The following is a 17,112-nucleotide window of genomic DNA, read 5'->3' as shown; positions in this document are numbered from 1 at the left end:
CCCACAAGAAGGGCTTCCGGCAGGAAGCCTGGGCGCCGACTGCGGACAGAAGAACGGAGCCCCTGCAGGCATCACCGCGGAGACGGAAACAAAGGGCGTTCGGAGCTTGACATCAACCAACCGATTACAGAAGGCACAGAGGCACAGAGGTTTCGCAAGAGACTGATAGCGCCAGTTGCCTCGTCGGCGTTGCCGCCAAGGAGGCCTCCTGGCACCTGCGCGGCAGGGCAGCGTCTGGCAAAACTCGGGCTGAAACCCGGTAGGAAGTATGGGCTCATGAAAGTTCCGCAACGGCGCGCCTTGAAAACCCTGTCTGTGCCTCTGTGGTCAAATCCCTTTGCTTCAACCGGCTGGAAACTCAAAGATATGTGCATGCCTTAGCGCGAAAGCGGGGATGACGAGGCGATGAATGGCGCCGTCACCCGCTTCCCAGCAAAAGGGATTCGCTCTAGGTTGATTGCCATGATGCCCTTGCAGCCCCGGCCCAAATGAGCGTCTTTCTCGCCAAGCGCTTCGTCACCTTCGTGGCCACGCTGTTCGGCGCCTCGCTGGTGGTCTTCCTGGCGCTCGAGATCCTGCCCGGCGACCCGGCCATGACCATCCTGGGCCCCGACGCCGATCCCGAGGCCTACGAGGCGCTGCGCCGCCAGCTCGGCCTCAACGAGCCGGCGCTGACCCGCTATGTGGGCTGGATGGGCGGCTTGATGGTGGGCGATCTGGGCACCAGCTACGCCTATTCGGTGCCGGTGGGCGAGCTCATCTTCGAACGCCTCTACATCACCGTGCCGCTGGCCCTGATGGCCATGGCGCTGACCGTTGCCGCGGCGCTGGCGCTGGGCATCTTCGCCGCCGCCCGCCACCGCCGGGCCGGCGATTACGGGGTCATTCTGTTCAGCCAGCTCGGCATCGCGGTGCCGCAGTTCTGGTTCGGAATTCTTTTGATCCTCTTCTTCGCGGTCTATCTCGGCTGGTTCTCCTCGGGCGGTTTCAGCCCCTGGGAAGAGGGCTTCTGGGCGGCGATCAAATCGCTGCTGCTGCCGGCCGTCGCCCTGGCCACGGTGCAGGCCGCCATCCTCACTCGCGTCACACGTTCCAGCGTCCTGGAGACCTTCCGCGAGGACTACGTGCGCACCGCCCGGGCCAAGGGGCTGAGCCGCCGCGCCACGCTGTGGCGCCACGTGCTGAGGAACGCCATGATCCCGGTCATCACCATCATGGGCCTGCAGTTCGCCAACCTCTTGGCCGGCACCATCATCGTCGAGAACGTCTTCTTCCTGCCCGGCCTCGGCCGCCTGGTCTTCCAGGCCATCGCCAACCGCGATCTGGTGGTGGTCAAGGACGTGGTGCTGTTCCTGGCCGCCATGGTGGTGGCGGTGAATTTCCTGGTCGACCTGGCCTATGCCGTCATCGATCCGCGGCTGAAGGTGCACGACGTATGAGCGGTGCCACGGGCACAAGTGCGGGCACAAGCGCCAAGGCCAGTTGGGTCGCTCGCGCGTTGGCGCACCCCAGTTTCGCCATCGGTGCGGGCTTAAGCGCCCTGGTGGTGGTGATGGCGCTCTTGTCGCTGGTCTGGACGCCCTATTCGGTGCTCGACATCGTCGTCACCGACAAACTCAAGACACCCTCGTTCGGCCACCTGCTGGGCACCGACCATTTCGGCCGCGACGTGCTTTCGATGATCCTGGTGGGGGCGCAAAACTCGCTGCTGGTGGGCTTCGTGGCGGTCGGCATCGGCGTGCTGGCGGGGGTGGCCTTGGGCCTACTGGCCTCGGCCATGCGGGGCTGGGTGGAAGAGATCGTGATGCGGCTCAGCGACTTCACCTTCGCCTTTCCCGCCATCCTCTCGGCCATCATGATCACCGCCATCTTCGGGCCCGGTGCCGTCACCTCGATCATCGCCATCGGCATCTTCAACGTGCCCGTCTTCGCCCGCCTGGCGCGCGGCTCGGCCAACGCCATCTGGGCCCGCGAGTTCGTGCTGGCGGCCCGGGCCGCGGGCAAGGATCGCATGCGCATCACCTTCGAGCACGTGCTGCCCAACATCACCAGCGTCATCGTCGTCCAGGGCACGATAAGTTTCGCCATCGCTATCCTGGCCGAGGCGGCGCTGAGCTACCTCGGCCTCGGCACCCAGCCGCCTTGGCCGAGCTGGGGCCGCATGCTCAACGAGGCCCAGACCTTCATGTTCATGGCGCCGCACCTGGCCATCTTCCCCGGTCTGGCCATCGCCGTGGCGGTGCTGGGCCTCAATCTGCTGGGCGACGGATTGCGCGATCTTTTGGACCCGCGCCTGGCCCGGCAGCGATAGTTTTGGCAGCGAAACGATCATGAATTCCGCCCCCTTGCTCAGCGTCCAAGGCTTGAATGTGGCGCTCCCCACCCCCAGCGGGCCGGGCTTCGCGGTGCGTGATCTCTCGTTCGACCTCGATCGCGGCCAGACCCTGGGCATCGTCGGCGAATCGGGTTGCGGCAAGTCGATGACGGCGCTGGCCCTGATGGCGCTGCTGCCCGATGGCGCCAGCACCTCGGGCCGCATCGAGCTCGGCGGCCAGGACCTCTTGGCCCTCGACGAGGACCGCCTCTGCGCCATCCGCGGCAACGCCATCGCCATGATCTTCCAGGAGCCCATGACCTCGCTCAACCCGCTGCACCCGGTGGGCCGCCAGGTCATGGAGCCCTTGCTGCTGCACCGGGGCTTGGGCCCCCAGGAGGCCCGGGCCGAGGCCATCCGGCTCCTCGAACGGGTCGGCCTCGACGAAGCCGAACGCCGCCTCGCCGCCTATCCCCACCAGCTTTCCGGCGGCCAGAGGCAGCGCGTGATGATCGCCATGGCGCTATCGTGTCAGCCCGACGTGCTGATCGCCGACGAGCCGACAACGGCGCTCGACGTCACCATCCAGGGCCAAATCCTCGATCTCATCGCCGAGATCGTGGCCGAGACCGGCATGGCCTTGATCCTGATCTCCCACGACCTGGGCGTGATCGCCGAAAGCGTCGACCGGGTGCTGGTGATGTACGGCGGCGCCGTGGTCGAACGCGGCGCCACCCAGGACCTCTTCGAGGGCCTGGCGCACCCCTACAGCCGCGGCCTCTTTGCCGCGCTGCCCAAGCTCGGCGCCGGCCGCCAGCGCCTGGAAACCATCCCCGGCACGGTGCCGGAGCTCGCCGACCTGCCCGCCGGCTGCACCTTCGCCGACCGCTGTGCGCTGGCGGTGGCCGACTGCCCCGGCAACGTCCCTGTCCTCGAATCCGTGGCTCCGGGCCATGAGGCGGCGTGTTTTCGCTTGGGTGAGGTGGCACCCGAGGTGCCGGCATGACCAACGTCGTCGTCGCCCGCGACCTCAAGCGCCACTACACGCTGCCCCGCGAATCGCTGTTCGCGCCGCCGGGCAAGGTCTACGCCCTCGATGGCGTCAGCCTCGGCATCGACCAGGGCCACAGCCTGGGCGTGGTGGGCGAATCGGGCTGCGGCAAATCGACGCTGGCGCGCTGCATCATGGCGCTGGAGCCCCTCACCGCTGGCTCGGTGGAAATCCTCGACAACCGCGTCTCGGACCTCGAAGGCGACGCGCTACGGCGGCTGCGGCGCCATTTCCAGATGATCTTCCAGGACCCCTACGGCTCCCTCGACCCCCGCCACACGGTGGGCCGCATCGTGGCCGAGCCCCTGGTGGCGCTGGAGCCCGGCCGCGACCGCATTGAGCGCCGCCAGCGCGTCGACGAGGCCCTCGAATCGGTGGCGCTGAAGGCCAGCGACACCGGCAAGTACCCGCACGAATTCTCCGGCGGCCAACGCCAACGCATCGCCATCGCCCGGGCCCTGATCACGCGGCCCGAGGTGATCATCGCCGACGAGCCCGTCTCGGCGCTGGACGTCTCGGTCCAGGCCCAGGTTCTGAATCTGCTACAGGACCTGCAGGACCGCTTCGGCGTGACGTATCTCTTGATCAGCCACGACCTGGCCGTGGTCGAATCGGTGTGCCACGACGTGGCCGTCATGTATCTCGGCAAGATCGTCGAACAAGGCCCGACCAGCGAGATTTTCGCCAGCCCCAAACACCCGTATACCCGGGCGCTGATCGACGCCGTGCCCCAGATGCGGCCGGACCGGCCCCGCTTGCGGCTCGAGGGGACGGTGCAAAGTCCGACGATGCGATTTGGGGGCTGTCCGTTTACCGAGCGCTGCCCGGAGGTCGAGAACAGATGCCGGGCGGAAGCACCGGAGTTGCGGGAGGTGGCGGCTGGGCATCAGGTGTCGTGCCATCGGGTGTAGCTGTTGAGCGGCCGTAGTTATGAGGCGCCATGGGTTCAATTTACCTCCCACTTTACCTCGCAAAAGAAAGCGAAACTTGATGGAGCAGCACTTCCTTTCGGCCTACCACAACACATTTCGCCGACATGAGGGAACACGGCGTAGCGTGGGGGCGACATTGCAGCGACTTCAGCAGGTACTTCCACATTCAAGGTTCACACCAAACCTGGCGGATGACGTTTCATACCAAGCATCACGCGTGATCAGACGATCGTACTACAAAAGATACGAAACCGCATCGCCCGGAGATATTATTGATGCTATACTCGGCGGCAGTGATCTGAGGCTCGTAGATTTCGGTTTTCGATTCAAACTAGGGAAGTGGTGCAATCCGATTTGAACTCAAAGTCGGCAAATTAGGCGCTAACGTGACAAGCACAACACAAACTGGGTGTCGATAGCATGCTAGACAAAGAAATAGACAAAGCGCAACGAATGGTCAAGACTGACGCGTACCAAATGTCCATTGGTGAAATAGTCAGTATGTATAAAGATGACGAACTAATAATTAATCCTGACTTCCAACGCCTCTTTCGCTGGGAAATTGGCCAAAAGGCGAAATTGATAGAATCTATTCTTTTGGGAATACCAATTCCATCCATTTTCGTTTTTGAGACTGACGAAGCAAAATGGGAGCTTATTGACGGTCTTCAAAGAATCTCCACCATTCTAGAGTTCATGGGATTGCTAAGAGATCCCAATACCGGGATAGAGATGCCCCCATTGACGAAGGCATTGTTGAATTGGCAGAAAACGGTGTTCAACAGGAGGTTGAAGCTTGCTTTACAGAAACGTTTGGGGTGCTAAAGAGGTGTTTTGACAGCAATGCTCTTCGGCGTTACGAGAACGGACGCCACTCTGGTCGGATGGGCTTAGCTGCTTTCGAGTGCATTGCAGTAGGTGTAGGAAAAAACATTAATGCCATCGGTGCGCTACAAGATCCGGACGAATTCGTTCGCGAAAAGATCACGACTTTTTGGGAGCATCCAGAGCTTGAACGATTCATATCGCAAGGAATGCGTGGGACCACACGAATTCAAAGAACAGTTCCGTTTGGTGAAGAGTGGTTTCGCCCATGAGCAAAGCATACACCTCTGCCGAGTTAGCGGATCAGCTTGATGGTGATCTAACGTGGCGGGTTAGGGAACTGTCAGACCTGAAAACGGCGATTTCGAGAAGCCAAAAGAATGCGCAAACGGTGCTCCTGCGCTCATTGGTGACCATAGCATATGCCCACTGGGAAGGTCATGTTCGGTTCTGTGCGAACAAGTATTTTGAATTCATCACACTTAGAAAGTACAATTTCGATCTGCTGGAAAGTCAACTTTATTTAAATAGCTTCTTAATTCGCCTTGGCACCCTTCACTCTAGCGGAGGCAGCATTGACGAACGATGCCAGATCATTTTCGATATCTTGAATTCTTCGAAGAATAAGTTCTCACGTATCAATCCAGCTTTAGTCGACACTCGCTCAAATCTCAACACGCGAGTTTTAAAAGACATATGCACAATCTGCTCTGTGGATTTCTCCTTTTTTGAAGATAAATCTGTTTTCATCGACCGAATTCTCTTAAAAAGAAGGAACTCCATACCGCGACGGAGATTAGCCGCCTCCATCCAACGCGATCTCGTGCCCGAAATCTTTCAACCCCCCTCATCCCCACCCCCAAACCCCAGCGTCGCCAGCCCGCCGGAGTGCCGCCGGCTCCAGTCCGTCAGCGCCTCGGCCAGCCTTCGCGCCGGCGAGCCCGGTTTTTCCTCGCGGCGCGTCACGGCCCACCAGTCGAGCATCAGGCCGTCCGCGGTCACCGGGCGTGACACCAGCGTCCCGTCGGTGACCTCGGGCTCGACGGCCCAGGCGCTGAGGATGCTGACGCCGAAGCCCGCGCGCACCAGGTCGATGATGGCCTCGGGAAGCTGCACTTCCGAGATGCGCCGGGGCACGACGTTGGCCGGGCGCATCAGGCGTTCCCATTCGAAGCCGGGCTCGGACGTCATGGAATAGGTGATGTAGCGCTCGTCGGCCAGGTCCTCGGCCACGATGTAGGGCTTGGCCGTCAGCGGGTGATCCGGGGCCATGATGGCGACCAGGGGGTCGGGCGCCAGCTTGTGCCAGCGGAATCTGGGTTCGCTGTGGCGCTCGCCCAGCACCATGACGACGTCGACGACGCCCTCGCTGAGCGCGCTGAAAGGATAATGCGTGGCCCGGGCCACCAGGTCGACCTCGACCTCGGGCGCCATTGCGAAGAATTCTCCGAGGAATTCGGGCAGCCAGTGGAAGCGGCTGTAGGTGCCCTGGCCCAGGCGCACCAGATGGCTGATGTTGCCGGATAGCGCCCGCACTTCTTCTTCCGCCCGCGACACCTCGTCGATGGCGCGCAAGGCGGCGGCGTGCAGGCGCTCGCCGGCCGGGGTCATGTGCAGGCGCCGGCCGACCTTTTTGAAAAGCGCCGTATCGAGCCGCCGTTCGGCCTCGCGGATGCGGTGGCTGAGCGCCGATTGGGTGATGCCCAGGCGGTCGGCGGCGTGGGTCACGCCGCCGGCCTCGCCGATGGCGATGAGCATTTCCAGATGGCGGATATCGAGCTGGGGCATGGGAGTCTTTCGTTGGACCCTCACCAGGCGGGCGCATCCGCGCCCTTGGCGGCCGCCTCAATGGCGGATTGATGCCAAAACCAAACCGATCACTCGGAAGGCACAAATATACATGCAAATTCTTCATGTAAAAGCGGAAAACTATGAATTGGACGCGGGGCATCGCCAAAGCTAAACCGGTATCATGAGCGCGCTTGCCGCCACCTTCCGTCATCCCAACACCGGCCTGGCCATGGCCCTGGTGGTGGCCTCGTCGCTCTGTTTCGGCATCGTGCCGCTGTTTGCCCGCTGGCTGCTGGCGGCCGGCCTCTCGCCCGAAGCCATCGCCATATACCGCTTCGGCTTGACGTTGCTGGTGGCGCTGCCCTTTTTTCCCCGCCAAAGCCACAAACTGCGCCCGGCGTTTTGGCTCATCGGCTCGGGGTACCTGATGGGACTGGGTTGGACCACCTACGTCCGGGCCATCGACACGGCGCCGCTGGCCAGCGCCGGCGTGATCTACATGTGCTATCCGCTGTTCGTGGTGATCTTGGCGCGCTTCATGCTGCGCCAGGCCCTGACCTGGCGGGCCTTGGCGGCGTCTGGGCTGGTGGTGCTGGCGGCGGCCACGGCGCTGGCGCCCGGTGCCATAGACGGCGACCAAGCGCTGGCCTTGCTGCGCACCCTGCCGGCGCCGCTGAGTTTCGCCCTGATGATCATCGTCCTCGTTTCGCTGAGTCTCGGCCTCAACGCCATGGAGCGGGTCTGCTGCACCTCGCTGGGCGCCATGGCGGCACTGTTGCCCGGCGTGCTGGCCCAGGATGCCGCCGCCATCCTGCCGGCCGATGCCGCCACCTGGGGCATCGTCGTCGCCATGGCCCTGGCCACGGCAACGCTGCCCCAGATCGTCTACGTGCTGGCCTCGCCCCAGGTCGGGCCGGCCCGCGCCGCGGTGGCGGGCTCGGTCGAACTTCCCACCATGATGCTGATCGGCTGGCTGGTCTTCGGCGAGCCCTTGGGGCTCTTTGAGGCCGTGGCCGCCGGCCTAGTGCTGACGGCTATTATGTTGGTTCCGGCCGCAGGCAGCGGTCAGCGCGCCAAAATCGTAATGCAGGCCACCGATCCCTCGATGCCGTAGATGCCGCCGGCATTCTCGGCAATAGCGTTTCGGGCGCCCTCTACCTGACGCGCCCCGCATTCGCCGCGGAGCTGGCCGGTGAGTTCGTAGATCTGTGCCAAGCCGGTGGCGCCGATGGGGTGGCCTTTGGACTCCAGCCCTCCCGAGGGGTTGACCGGGATGCGGCCGCCGATCGTGGTGTCGCCGGCGGCGGCGATGCGGCCGCCCTCGCCGAAGGCGCAGAACCCGAGGTTCTCCGTCTGCGTTACCTCGCCCACCGCCGTGGCGTCGTGGACCTCGGCGACGGACATATCGTCAGGGCCCAAACCCGCCACCTCATAGGCCTGGTTGGCGGCCAGGTGGGTGACGTGGCGCTCGACCTCGTCGGCCCGGCGGTTCGAGCCGGTGGCGAGCTCGCAGGCCAGGATCTCGACGGCGCGTGCCTTGTCGAAACGGCCCAGCGCGTCCTCGGAACACAAAAGCGCGGCCGCGCCGCCGTCGCTGATGGGCGAGCACATGGGCAGCGTCAGGGGCCAGGAAATTGCCCGCGCCGCCAGCACCTGGTCGACCGAGTAGTCGTCGCGGTACTGCGAGAGCGGGTTGTGCACCGAATGGCGGTGGTTCTTGGCCGCCACGGCGGCGAACTGGGCCTGGGTCGAACCGAACGTCTTCATTTGGAACTTGCCGAACGCCGCGTAGACATCCATGAAGACGCTGCGCAACCCCTCAGGGGTCTCTTCGCCCACCGGGGTCTCGACGCCTTCGCCCAGCGCCTCCAGGTTGGCCAGCGTCCGGTCGATGTCGTGGACGTCCCAGGCACCGTCGAAGATCTGGAACGAGCGCGCCTTGTCGGCGTGGTACATCTTGTCGACACCGACCGCCAGCGCCACATCAGTCACCCCCGCCTTGATCGCCATGCGAGCATGCTGGAAGGCGGTCGAGGCCGAGGCGCAGGCGTTTTCCACGTTCGACATGGGGATGCCCTCGAAGCCCATCTCACGAAGCGCCATTTGGGCCGGCACCAGGTGCTGGCCTTCCAGAAGCCCCTGGGTGGTGTTGGCGAAGTAGGCCGCGCCTACGTCGGAAATAGCGGCGCCGGCATCGCCCAGCGCCTGGCCCACGGCCTCACGCGTCAGGTCCTTGACGGATTTCTCCAGCAGGCGGCCGAAGGGCGTCATGCCGACGCCGATGACATGGATTTTGCTCATCGCATCGCTCCCAAAACCGGATTTCCTATTATTCACCATTCCCGCGGCGCCACCAAATCCTGATAAGCTGCCGCCAACCCGAAAAACGAGGAGCAGCGAGGACCATGCCTGAGTTTTGCACAGCCGAGAAGGACGGCCACGTCCTGACCGTCACCATCAACCGACCGGAAAAGATGAACGCCATCCATCCGCCCACGTCATTCGAGATGGACGAAATCCTCAACGACTACGAAAACGATCCCGAGCTCTGGGTGGCCATCATCACCGGCGCCGGCGAGCGCGCCTTTTCGGCCGGCAACGACCTCAGATACCAGGCCGAGGGCGGCGACATGACGTGGCCCGAATCGGGCTTTGCCGGCATCTCCGAGCGCGTCACGGAAAAGCCCATGATCGCCGCCGTCAACGGCCTGGCCATGGGCGGCGGCTTCGAGGTGGCGCTGGCCTGCGACCTGGTCGTCGCCGCCGAGAACGCCTTCTTCGCGCTGCCCGAGCCGCTGGTGGGACTGGCCGCACTGGGCGGCGGCCTGCACCGCCTGCCGCGCTCGATCCCCATCAAGCAGGCCATGGGCATGATCCTCACCGGCCGCCGGGTGCTGGCCGAGGAAGGCTACCGGCTCGGTTTCGTCACCGAGGTGGCGCCCGAAGGGGGGGCGCTCGAGAAGGCCAAGGAATGGGCCGAGCTTATGGGCAAGTGCTCGCCGGTCTCGCTGCGTACCTCGAAGGACGTGGTGCGCCGCGGCCTCGAGCAGGGCTCGATGACCGAGGCCATGCACGCCGATTACGATAGTGTCGCGACCTTGCGCGGCAGCCTCGACTACATCGAGGGGCCCAAGGCCTTCGCCGAAAAACGCCCGCCCGAGTGGAAAGGGCGCTAGCTTGGATCTCATTTCATGAGATCCAAGCCAGCCTCTTGGTCGCTCACGGCAGCGGACCTGAAGGTCCACGCCTGGGCGGGGGCGCCGGACGGCCGGCGGGCTGCGGTCGCAGCCGCTGGTGATTCCCGACTATCGGGAATCGCCAGGCACAAAAACGGCAAAGCAGCATGACAAAAAAGGCGGCGAGCCGGCGCCAGCGCTGCCGGCTCTACCTGATCACGCCGCCGGCGCTCAGGCCCAGCGCCGCCGCCGATTTGGCGCCGGCGCTGGGCGGCGGCGACGTGGCGTGTTTGCAGCTCAGGCTCAAGGACCAGGACGACGAGAGGGTGCTGGCGGCGGCGGCCGAGCTTATGCCCATGTGCCACGACCACAATGTGGCGCTGGTCCTCAACGACCGCCCCGACCTGGCCGCCGAGGCCGGCGCCGACGGCGTCCACGTGGGCCAGGACGACGCCGATTACGCGACGGCACGGGCCCTCATGGGGCCCGAACGGACGGTCGGTATCACGGCCCACTCGTCCCGCCACCTGGCCATCGAGGGGGCCGAACGCGGCGCCGACTACGTCGCCTTCGGGGCCTTTTTCGAGACCGCGACGAAAGCCGCCAAAAGCCGCGCCGAGCCCGAACTGCTGAGCTGGTGGCAGGAAACCACGGCTGTCCCCTGCGTCGCCATCGGCGGCATCACGGCCCGGAACTGCGCGCCCCTGGTGACGGCGGGGGCCGATTTCCTGGCCGTTGTCGGGGCCGTCTGGAACCACCCCCAGGGCCCCGCCGCCGCGGTGCGCGAATTCAATGCGGTGATCGACGCGGCGATGAGCCCGGCGTCCGGATGATAACTGGGGTGATAACTGGGGTCGGAGTGGGTTTTTGGAGTGGGTTTTGAAAAACCCACTCCGACCCCGGTTTATCGACCCCGCTTTATCGTTCTGCCTCCGTAACGAATTCCCCCTGCGGCAAATTGCCCTTGCGGCTTTATGTCATATTCCCGCACCGCCCCGACCGTGGCATAGGGGTGCGATGGTCAGGCTTGGTCGTTGCGCCTGGCGCGACTTTCCCTGGCAACCGACATCATTGATCGGGCTGGCGGCGCCGTGTGTGCGCCTCCGGCTCGAAGGAGGGTGATCATGACGACAACACAGACCTCGGCCAATGGGCCGACCTTCACGCTGCTCGACAAAGCCAGCGGCCACGAGTTCGAGCTGCCGCTGATGCACGCCAGCATCGGCCCCGACGTCATCGACATGCGAAAGCTTTATGCCGAGACCGGCTGCTTCACCTTCGACCCGGGCTACACCTCGACCGGCAGCTGCCAGTCGCGGCTGACCTACATCGACGGCGAGGCCGGCATCCTGCGCCATCGCGGCTACCCCATCGAGGAACTGGCCGGCGAGAGCGACTTCATGGATGTCTGCCACCTGCTGCTTTACGGCGAGCTGCCCACGGCGCCCGAGAAGCAGGACTTCGAGCACGACATCACCCACCACACCATGCTGCACGAGCAGTTCTACAATTTCTTCCGCGGCTTTCGCCGCGACAGCCACCCCATGGCCATCATGTGCGCCGCCGTGGGGGCGCTCAGCGCCTTCTACCATGACACCACCGACATCCACGATGCCGAGCACCGGCGCATCGCGGCCCATCGCCTGATCGCCAAGATGCCGACCATCGCGGCCGTGGCCTACAAGTATTCGCTGGGCCAGCCCTTCGTCTATCCGCGCAACGATCTGGGCTATGCCGCCAACTTCCTCTACATGATGTATTCCAACCCCTGCGAGGAATATGCCGTCAATCCCGTGCTGGCCCGGGCGCTCGACCGCATTCTTATCTTGCACGCCGATCACGAGCAGAACGCCTCGACCTCGACGGTGCGCCTGGCCGGATCCTCCGGTGCCAATCCCTATGCCTGTATCGCCGCCGGCATCGCCAGCCTCTGGGGCCCGGCCCACGGCGGCGCCAACGAGGCGGTGCTGAAGATGCTGGCCGAGATCGGCCACCGCGACCGCATCCCCGAGTTCCTGGCCCGGGCCAAACAGAAGGACGATCCTTTCCGCCTGATGGGCTTTGGCCACCGGGTCTACCGCAACCACGATCCCCGCGCCCGTATCCTGCGCGAAAACTGCCACGAGGTGCTGGAAGAACTCGGCGTCAAGGACGAGCCGCTCTTGGACCTGGCCATGGAACTCGAGCGCATCGCGCTCGAGGACGACTATTTCATCGCCAAGAAGCTGTTTCCCAACGTCGACTTCTATTCCGGCATCATCTACCGCGCCATGGGCATTCCGGTGGCCATGTTCACGGCCATGTTCGCACTCGGGCGCATGGCCGGCTGGGTGGCCCAATGGAAGGAGATGATCGAGGACCCGGCGCTGAAGATCGGCCGTCCCCGCCAGCTCTACCTGGGCGAGGTCGAACGCCATTTCGTGCCCTTGGATCAGCGCGGCTGAGAATTCGAGCGCCCCTTTGCCGGCGCCCGGCAGGGCGCTATGCTGGCGGCCACAGGCCGGAAAATGGATCCGGCCGACAGGGGTGCCATGCTGATCAGGGAACTGCTCGGCGATCGCCGTGCCGAGGTCGCCACCATCGGGCCGGAAAGCCCGCTCGGCCAGGCCGTCAGCCTGATGGCGGCGCGGCGCATCGGCGCCATAGCCGTGGTCGGGCCCAAAGGCCAAGTGGTCGGCATCCTCTCGGAACGCGACCTGCTGCGCGGCCTCGATGCCTCCGGCCCGGCGCTGCTCGAGCAAGCGGTGTCGTCGCTGATGGCGGGCGAGGTCATCACCACCTCGCCCGGGGCCCGGGTGGCCGACGCCGTCACCATGATGAACTTCCATGGCGTGCGCCACCTGCCGGGGCTGGACGAGGGTGGCCTGGTCGACGTGATCAGCCTGCGCGACGTGGTCGAGCGCCAGCTCGAAGATCTGGAAGAGGAAAACGACGCGCTCAGGTCCCGATTGGCGGCGGCCGGCATGCCCGAGCCCGAATAATCTTGTGCGCCCACTGATTGCCCATCCCTCGGGCCCGCTGGCAGGCCGCTTCGCAGTACCTGGCGACAAGTCGATCTCGCACCGGGCGCTGATCCTGGCCGCCCTGGCCGTGGGCCAAAGCCGCATCAACGGCCTGGCCGACGGCGACGACGTGCGGCGCACGGCACTGGCGCTGCAGGCCCTGGGGGTGCCGATCAGCGGCGACCTGGCCCAAGGGCTAGTGGTCGACGGCCTGGGCGTCGGCGGCCTGCGGGAGCCGGATAAGCCGCTCGATTTCGGCAATTCGGGCACCGGGGTGCGGCTGCTCATGGGCTGCCTGGCGACGCATCCTTTTACCAGCCACCTATGTGGCGATGCCTCGCTCTCGGGCCGGCCCATGGGCCGGGTCATGCGGCCGCTCGAGGAAATGGGCGCGAGTTTTCTGGCCCGCCATGGCGAGCACCTGCCCCTGGCGCTCAGCGGCACGGCCGAGCCGCTACCCATCGCCTACCGCTTGCCGGTGCCCTCGGCCCAGGTCAAGTCGGCCGTGTTGCTGGCCGCCCTCAATGCGCCGGGCCAGAGCAGCGTCATCGAGAGCGCGCCGAGCCGCGACCACTCGGAACGCCTGCTGGCCGCCCGCGGCGCCCAAATCAGCATCGAGGAGGTGGACGGCGAGCGCGTCATCAGCCTGACCGGCGAATGCGAACTCGAGGCCGGCGACCTCGAGGTGCCCGGCGATCCCTCGGCCGCCGCCTTCGGCCTGGTCGCGGGCCTGGCTGCGGGATCGCATGTTACGGTCGACAACCTCTGCCTCAACCCCTTGCGCACCGGGCTTTTCACCTGCCTCGACGAGATGGGCGCCGAACTCGCGATCGAGCCCACCGGCACGGCCGGCGGCGAGCCGGTGGGCCGCGTCAGCATCACCGGTGGCAGCCTCTCCGGCATCGAGGTGCCGCCCGAACGCGCGCCCTCGATGATCGACGAGTTCCCCATCCTGGCCGCCGCCGCCGCCCTGGCCGAGGGCACCACCAAATTACACGGCCTGGCCGAACTCAGGCTCAAGGAGAGCGACCGTTTGAGCGCCATCGCCGCCGGCCTGCAGGCTGCCGGCGTGGCCGTCGAGGAGCTGCCCGACGGACTGATCATCGAGGGCCGCGGGCAGGTTCCCGGCGGAGCCACGGTCGAAGCGCGCCACGACCACCGTATCGCCATGGCCTTCCTGGTGCTGGGTTTGGCGGCCGAGCAAGCCATCGCCATCGACGATGGCGGCCCCATCGCCACCAGCTTTCCCGGGTTCAACGCCGCCATGAGGGCCATTGGAGCAAAGGTGGAAGAAAAATGATCATCGCTGTCGACGGACCGGCAGCGGCCGGCAAAGGCACCCTGGCGCGCCGCCTGGCGGCCCATTACGACCTCGCCTACCTGGACACCGGCGGCCTCTACCGGGCCACGGCGCTGCGGCTTTTGCGGGCCGGAGAGGCGGCCGAACCGGGACCGGCAGCCGCTGCGGCGGCGGCCATCAGGCCCGAGGATCTGGTCGATCCGGCGCTTCGCCACGAGCAAACCGGCGACCTGGCCTCGCGGGTCAGCGCCTTGCCCGCGGTGCGGGCGGCGCTGTTGCAATACCAGCGCGACTTCGCCGCCGAGCCCCCAACGGGTAGCGGTGCCGTGCTCGACGGCCGTGACATCGGCACCGTGGTCTGCCCCGATGCCGAGCACAAGCTGTTCGTCACGGCCAGCGCCGAGGAGCGCGCCCGGCGGCGGGTGGCGGAGCTTCATGAGCGCGGCGAGACGGACGTCGACCCGGCCCGCATCCTGGCCGAATTGCTGGAACGCGACGCCCGCGACAGCGAACGCCAGGCCTCGCCCCTCGAGGCAGCCGCCGATGCCTACTTGCTAGATACGACGAATTTGGATATAGACGCTGCTTTCGAGGCCGCCAAAGCGCACATTTCCGCAGCGAAGAGGTAATTCGCCGGCGGCAGGCGCCGCCGCGGCCGGCCGCCCCGAGGCGGCCCCCCGGCAGCCGGGTTGCGCTGCGACGTTCCGGCCCCGCCTTTTTTCGCGCGGCTTGCGCCGGCTTTACCCCGGTTGATGCAAATCAACCAAACCAGACCAGGAGACGACATGACCGACCCCATCGCCCCCAGCGGCGAGGAAATGCCTGCTGTCGAAGAGAATTTCGCCGCCCTCTTGGACGAGACCTACGGCACCGGAGATGATCTGGTGGGCCGGGTCATTCCTGGCACCGTGATTGCCATCGAGAACGACATGGCGGTGATCGACGTGGGCCTCAAGTCCGAGGGACGGGTGGCACTGAAGGAGTTCGCGGTTCCCGGCCAGGCCTCCGAGATCAAGCTTGGCGACACCGTCGAGGTCTATCTCGAGCGCATGGAGAACCTGCAGGGCGAGGCCGTGCTCAGTCGTGAAAAAGCGCGGCGCGAGGAGGCCTGGACCCAGCTCGAGGTCGCCTTCAAGGAGAACGAGCGCGTCAGCGGCGTCATCTTCGGCCGCGTCAAGGGCGGCTTTACCGTCGATCTTTCCGGCGCCGTGGCCTTTCTGCCGGGCAGCCAGGTCGACGTCCGGCCGGTGCGCGACATCACGCCCTTGATGGGCACGCCGCAACCCTTCCAGATCCTCAAGATGGACCGCAACCGGGGCAACATCGTGGTCTCGCGGCGCGCCGTGCTGGAGGAGGCCCGGGCCGAGGCGCGCCAGGAACTGATCGCCAACCTCAAGGAAGGCCAGGTGCTCAAGGGCGTGGTCAAGAACATCACCGATTACGGCGCCTTCGTCGATCTCGGCGGCGTCGACGGCTTGCTGCACGTCACCGACATGGCCTGGCGCCGCGTCAACCACCCCTCCGAGGCGGTCAACATCGGCGAGACCGTGCGCGTCCAGGTGATCCGCCTCAATCTCGAGACCCAGCGCATCAGCCTGGGCATGAAGCAGCTCGAAGCCGATCCCTGGGAGGGCGTCGAGATCAAGTACCCGGTCGACACCAAGTTCCGCGGCCGCGTCACCAACATCACCGATTACGGCGCCTTCGTCGAGCTCGAGCCCGGCGTCGAGGGCCTGGTCCACGTCTCCGAGATGAGCTGGACCAAGAAGAACGTGCACCCCGGCAAGATTGTCTCCACCAGCCAAGAGATCGAGGTCATGGTGCTCGACGTCGATCCCAACAAGCGCCGCATCAGCCTGGGCCTCAAGCAGTGCAAGGAGAACCCCTGGATCGAGTTCAACGACCGCTTTCCGCCGGGTACCGAGGTCGAGGGCCAGGTCAAGAGCATCACCGAGTTCGGTATCTTCATCGGGCTGGAGAGCGACGTCGACGGCATGGTGCACCTCTCCGATCTCGACTGGGTGCGCTCGGGCGACGACGCCATCGCGGATTACAAGAAGGGCGATCTGGTCAAGGCCAAGGTGCTCAGCGTCGACATCGAAAAGGAACGCGTCAGCCTGGGTGTCAAGCAGCTCGGCGACGATCCCATGGAGGGGGTCAAGAACTACAAGCGCGGCGCCACCGTCACCTGCGTCGTCACGGCCGTGGTCGGCGGCGGCATCGAGGTGACCTTCGACGACGGCATGCAGGGCTTCATTCGCAAGACCGACCTCTCGCGCGAGCGCTCCGAGCAGCGCCCCGACCGCTACGCCGTGGGCGACAAGGTGGACGCCAACATCGCCAGCGTCGATCGCGACGGGCGGCGCATCAGCCTGTCGATCAAATCGTTGGAGATCGCCGACGAGCGCCAGGCCATGGCGCAATACGGCTCCTCCGATTCGGGCGCCAGCCTGGGCGACATCCTGGGCGCCGCCATGGACCGCGCCCGCAGCCAGGCCGAAGCCGAGCCCGAAGCCGAGGCTGAGACCGAGCCGGAGCCCGAGCCGGAAGCCAAAGCTGAGGCCGAGGCCGAAGCGGAGCCCGAACCTGAAGCCAAGGCCGAGGCCGAGGCCGAAGCGGAGCCCGAACCTGAAGCCGAGGCCGAAGCGGAGCCCGAGCCCGAAGTCGAGACTGAGGCGGAGGCGGAGGCCGAGGCTGAAAAGACAGCCCCAGAGGAGCCCG

At 65.4% G+C, this 17,112-nt stretch carries 14 protein-coding genes and 1 pseudogene; 13 read left to right on the top strand and 2 right to left on the bottom strand.

The genetic code is table 11. The annotated features are described in order from the left end of the window. Positions 1 to 488: 488 nt before the first annotated feature. The 5 genes from QGG75_11920 to QGG75_11900 all read left to right on the top strand — a co-directional run bounded on the left by QGG75_11920 (position 489) and on the right by QGG75_11900 (position 5,122). Positions 489 to 1,439, top strand: a complete 951-nt coding sequence (locus QGG75_11920; protein MDP6067939.1) for an ABC transporter permease — start codon at positions 489 to 491, stop codon at positions 1,437 to 1,439. After that, positions 1,436 to 2,311 (top strand): ABC transporter permease, encoded by an 876-nt coding sequence (locus QGG75_11915; protein MDP6067938.1) that lies wholly within the window; start codon positions 1,436 to 1,438, stop codon positions 2,309 to 2,311. The genes QGG75_11920 and QGG75_11915 overlap by 4 nt, the downstream gene beginning before the upstream one ends. A 19-nt stretch (positions 2,312 to 2,330) precedes the next feature. Continuing rightward, positions 2,331 to 3,320: an ABC transporter ATP-binding protein gene (locus QGG75_11910; protein MDP6067937.1), complete on the top strand. Its 990-nt coding sequence runs from the start codon at positions 2,331 to 2,333 to the stop codon at positions 3,318 to 3,320. Next, the gene (locus QGG75_11905) at positions 3,317 to 4,276 is read left to right on the top strand and encodes an ATP-binding cassette domain-containing protein (protein MDP6067936.1); all 960 of its coding nucleotides are present in this window, start codon (positions 3,317 to 3,319) and stop codon (positions 4,274 to 4,276) included. The genes QGG75_11910 and QGG75_11905 overlap by 4 nt, the downstream gene beginning before the upstream one ends. Before the next feature lie 441 nt (positions 4,277 to 4,717). Continuing rightward, positions 4,718 to 5,122, top strand: a complete 405-nt coding sequence (locus QGG75_11900) for a DUF262 domain-containing protein (GenBank protein MDP6067935.1) — start codon at positions 4,718 to 4,720, stop codon at positions 5,120 to 5,122. 837 nt (positions 5,123 to 5,959) lie between these two features. Here QGG75_11900 and QGG75_11895 read toward each other — a convergent pair. Then, a complete protein-coding gene (locus QGG75_11895; protein MDP6067934.1) occupies positions 5,960 to 6,910 on the bottom strand; it encodes a LysR family transcriptional regulator in 951 nt (316 codons plus the stop codon). A 184-nt stretch (positions 6,911 to 7,094) separates the two neighbouring features. Between QGG75_11895 and QGG75_11890 the strand changes: the two genes are divergently transcribed. Then, the gene (locus tag QGG75_11890) at positions 7,095 to 8,027 is read left to right on the top strand and encodes a DMT family transporter (GenBank protein MDP6067933.1); all 933 of its coding nucleotides are present in this window, start codon (positions 7,095 to 7,097) and stop codon (positions 8,025 to 8,027) included. Here QGG75_11890 and QGG75_11885 read toward each other — a convergent pair. Then, positions 7,979 to 9,214, bottom strand: a complete 1,236-nt coding sequence (locus QGG75_11885; protein ID MDP6067932.1) for a thiolase family protein — start codon at positions 9,212 to 9,214, stop codon at positions 7,979 to 7,981. The two genes, QGG75_11890 and QGG75_11885, sit on opposite strands and share 49 nt — an antisense overlap. 104 nt (positions 9,215 to 9,318) lie before the next feature. Between QGG75_11885 and QGG75_11880 the strand changes: the two genes are divergently transcribed. From QGG75_11880 to rpsA, 7 genes and pseudogenes are all read left to right on the top strand, one after another. Beyond that, positions 9,319 to 10,089 carry an enoyl-CoA hydratase-related protein gene (locus QGG75_11880; GenBank protein MDP6067931.1) on the top strand — a complete coding sequence of 257 codons (771 nt, stop codon included), beginning with the start codon at positions 9,319 to 9,321 and terminating at the stop codon, positions 10,087 to 10,089. A 167-nt stretch (positions 10,090 to 10,256) separates the two neighbouring features. Beyond that, positions 10,257 to 10,922, top strand: coding sequence for a thiamine phosphate synthase (gene thiE / locus QGG75_11875; protein ID MDP6067930.1), 666 nt, complete (start codon positions 10,257 to 10,259; stop codon positions 10,920 to 10,922). Positions 10,923 to 11,213: 291 nt separating this feature from the next. Continuing rightward, positions 11,214 to 12,533, top strand: coding sequence for a citrate synthase (locus QGG75_11870; protein ID MDP6067929.1), 1,320 nt, complete (start codon positions 11,214 to 11,216; stop codon positions 12,531 to 12,533). A gap of 63 nt (positions 12,534 to 12,596) precedes the next feature. Then, a complete protein-coding gene (locus QGG75_11865; protein MDP6067928.1) occupies positions 12,597 to 13,070 on the top strand; it encodes a CBS domain-containing protein in 474 nt (157 codons plus the stop codon). Positions 13,071 to 13,074: 4 nt separating this feature from the next. After that, positions 13,075 to 14,391 (top strand): 3-phosphoshikimate 1-carboxyvinyltransferase, encoded by a 1,317-nt coding sequence (gene aroA / locus QGG75_11860; GenBank protein ID MDP6067927.1) that lies wholly within the window; start codon positions 13,075 to 13,077, stop codon positions 14,389 to 14,391. After that, a complete protein-coding gene (gene cmk, locus QGG75_11855) occupies positions 14,388 to 15,020 on the top strand; it encodes a (d)CMP kinase (protein MDP6067926.1) in 633 nt (210 codons plus the stop codon). Before aroA ends, cmk begins: the two co-directional genes overlap by 4 nt. Before the next feature lie 189 nt (positions 15,021 to 15,209). Beyond that, positions 15,210 to 16,886 (top strand): annotated as a pseudogene (gene rpsA, locus QGG75_11850) (30S ribosomal protein S1). Positions 16,887 to 17,112 lie beyond the last annotated feature (226 nt).

It is taken from the genome of Alphaproteobacteria bacterium (genome assembly GCA_030740435.1).
Taxonomy (GTDB): domain Bacteria; phylum Pseudomonadota; class Alphaproteobacteria; order UBA2966; family UBA2966.
This window is presented reverse-complemented; position numbering and strand designations above follow the sequence as displayed.

Coding starts and splice junctions, on each gene's coding strand:
- QGG75_11880 (MDP6067931.1), top strand. CDS start 9,319: ATGCCTGAGTTTTGCACAGCCGAGAAGGACGGCCACGTCCTGACCGTC.
- cmk (MDP6067926.1), top strand. CDS start 14,388: ATGATCATCGCTGTCGACGGACCGGCAGCGGCCGGCAAAGGCACCCTG.
- QGG75_11870 (MDP6067929.1), top strand. CDS start 11,214: ATGACGACAACACAGACCTCGGCCAATGGGCCGACCTTCACGCTGCTC.
- QGG75_11920 (MDP6067939.1), top strand. CDS start 489: ATGAGCGTCTTTCTCGCCAAGCGCTTCGTCACCTTCGTGGCCACGCTG.
- QGG75_11865 (MDP6067928.1), top strand. CDS start 12,597: ATGGATCCGGCCGACAGGGGTGCCATGCTGATCAGGGAACTGCTCGGC.
- QGG75_11895 (MDP6067934.1), bottom strand. CDS start 6,910: ATGCCCCAGCTCGATATCCGCCATCTGGAAATGCTCATCGCCATCGGC.
- QGG75_11905 (MDP6067936.1), top strand. CDS start 3,317: ATGACCAACGTCGTCGTCGCCCGCGACCTCAAGCGCCACTACACGCTG.
- QGG75_11915 (MDP6067938.1), top strand. CDS start 1,436: ATGAGCGGTGCCACGGGCACAAGTGCGGGCACAAGCGCCAAGGCCAGT.
- QGG75_11910 (MDP6067937.1), top strand. CDS start 2,331: ATGAATTCCGCCCCCTTGCTCAGCGTCCAAGGCTTGAATGTGGCGCTC.
- QGG75_11890 (MDP6067933.1), top strand. CDS start 7,095: ATGAGCGCGCTTGCCGCCACCTTCCGTCATCCCAACACCGGCCTGGCC.
- thiE (MDP6067930.1), top strand. CDS start 10,257: ATGACAAAAAAGGCGGCGAGCCGGCGCCAGCGCTGCCGGCTCTACCTG.
- QGG75_11885 (MDP6067932.1), bottom strand. CDS start 9,214: ATGAGCAAAATCCATGTCATCGGCGTCGGCATGACGCCCTTCGGCCGC.
- QGG75_11900 (MDP6067935.1), top strand. CDS start 4,718: ATGCTAGACAAAGAAATAGACAAAGCGCAACGAATGGTCAAGACTGAC.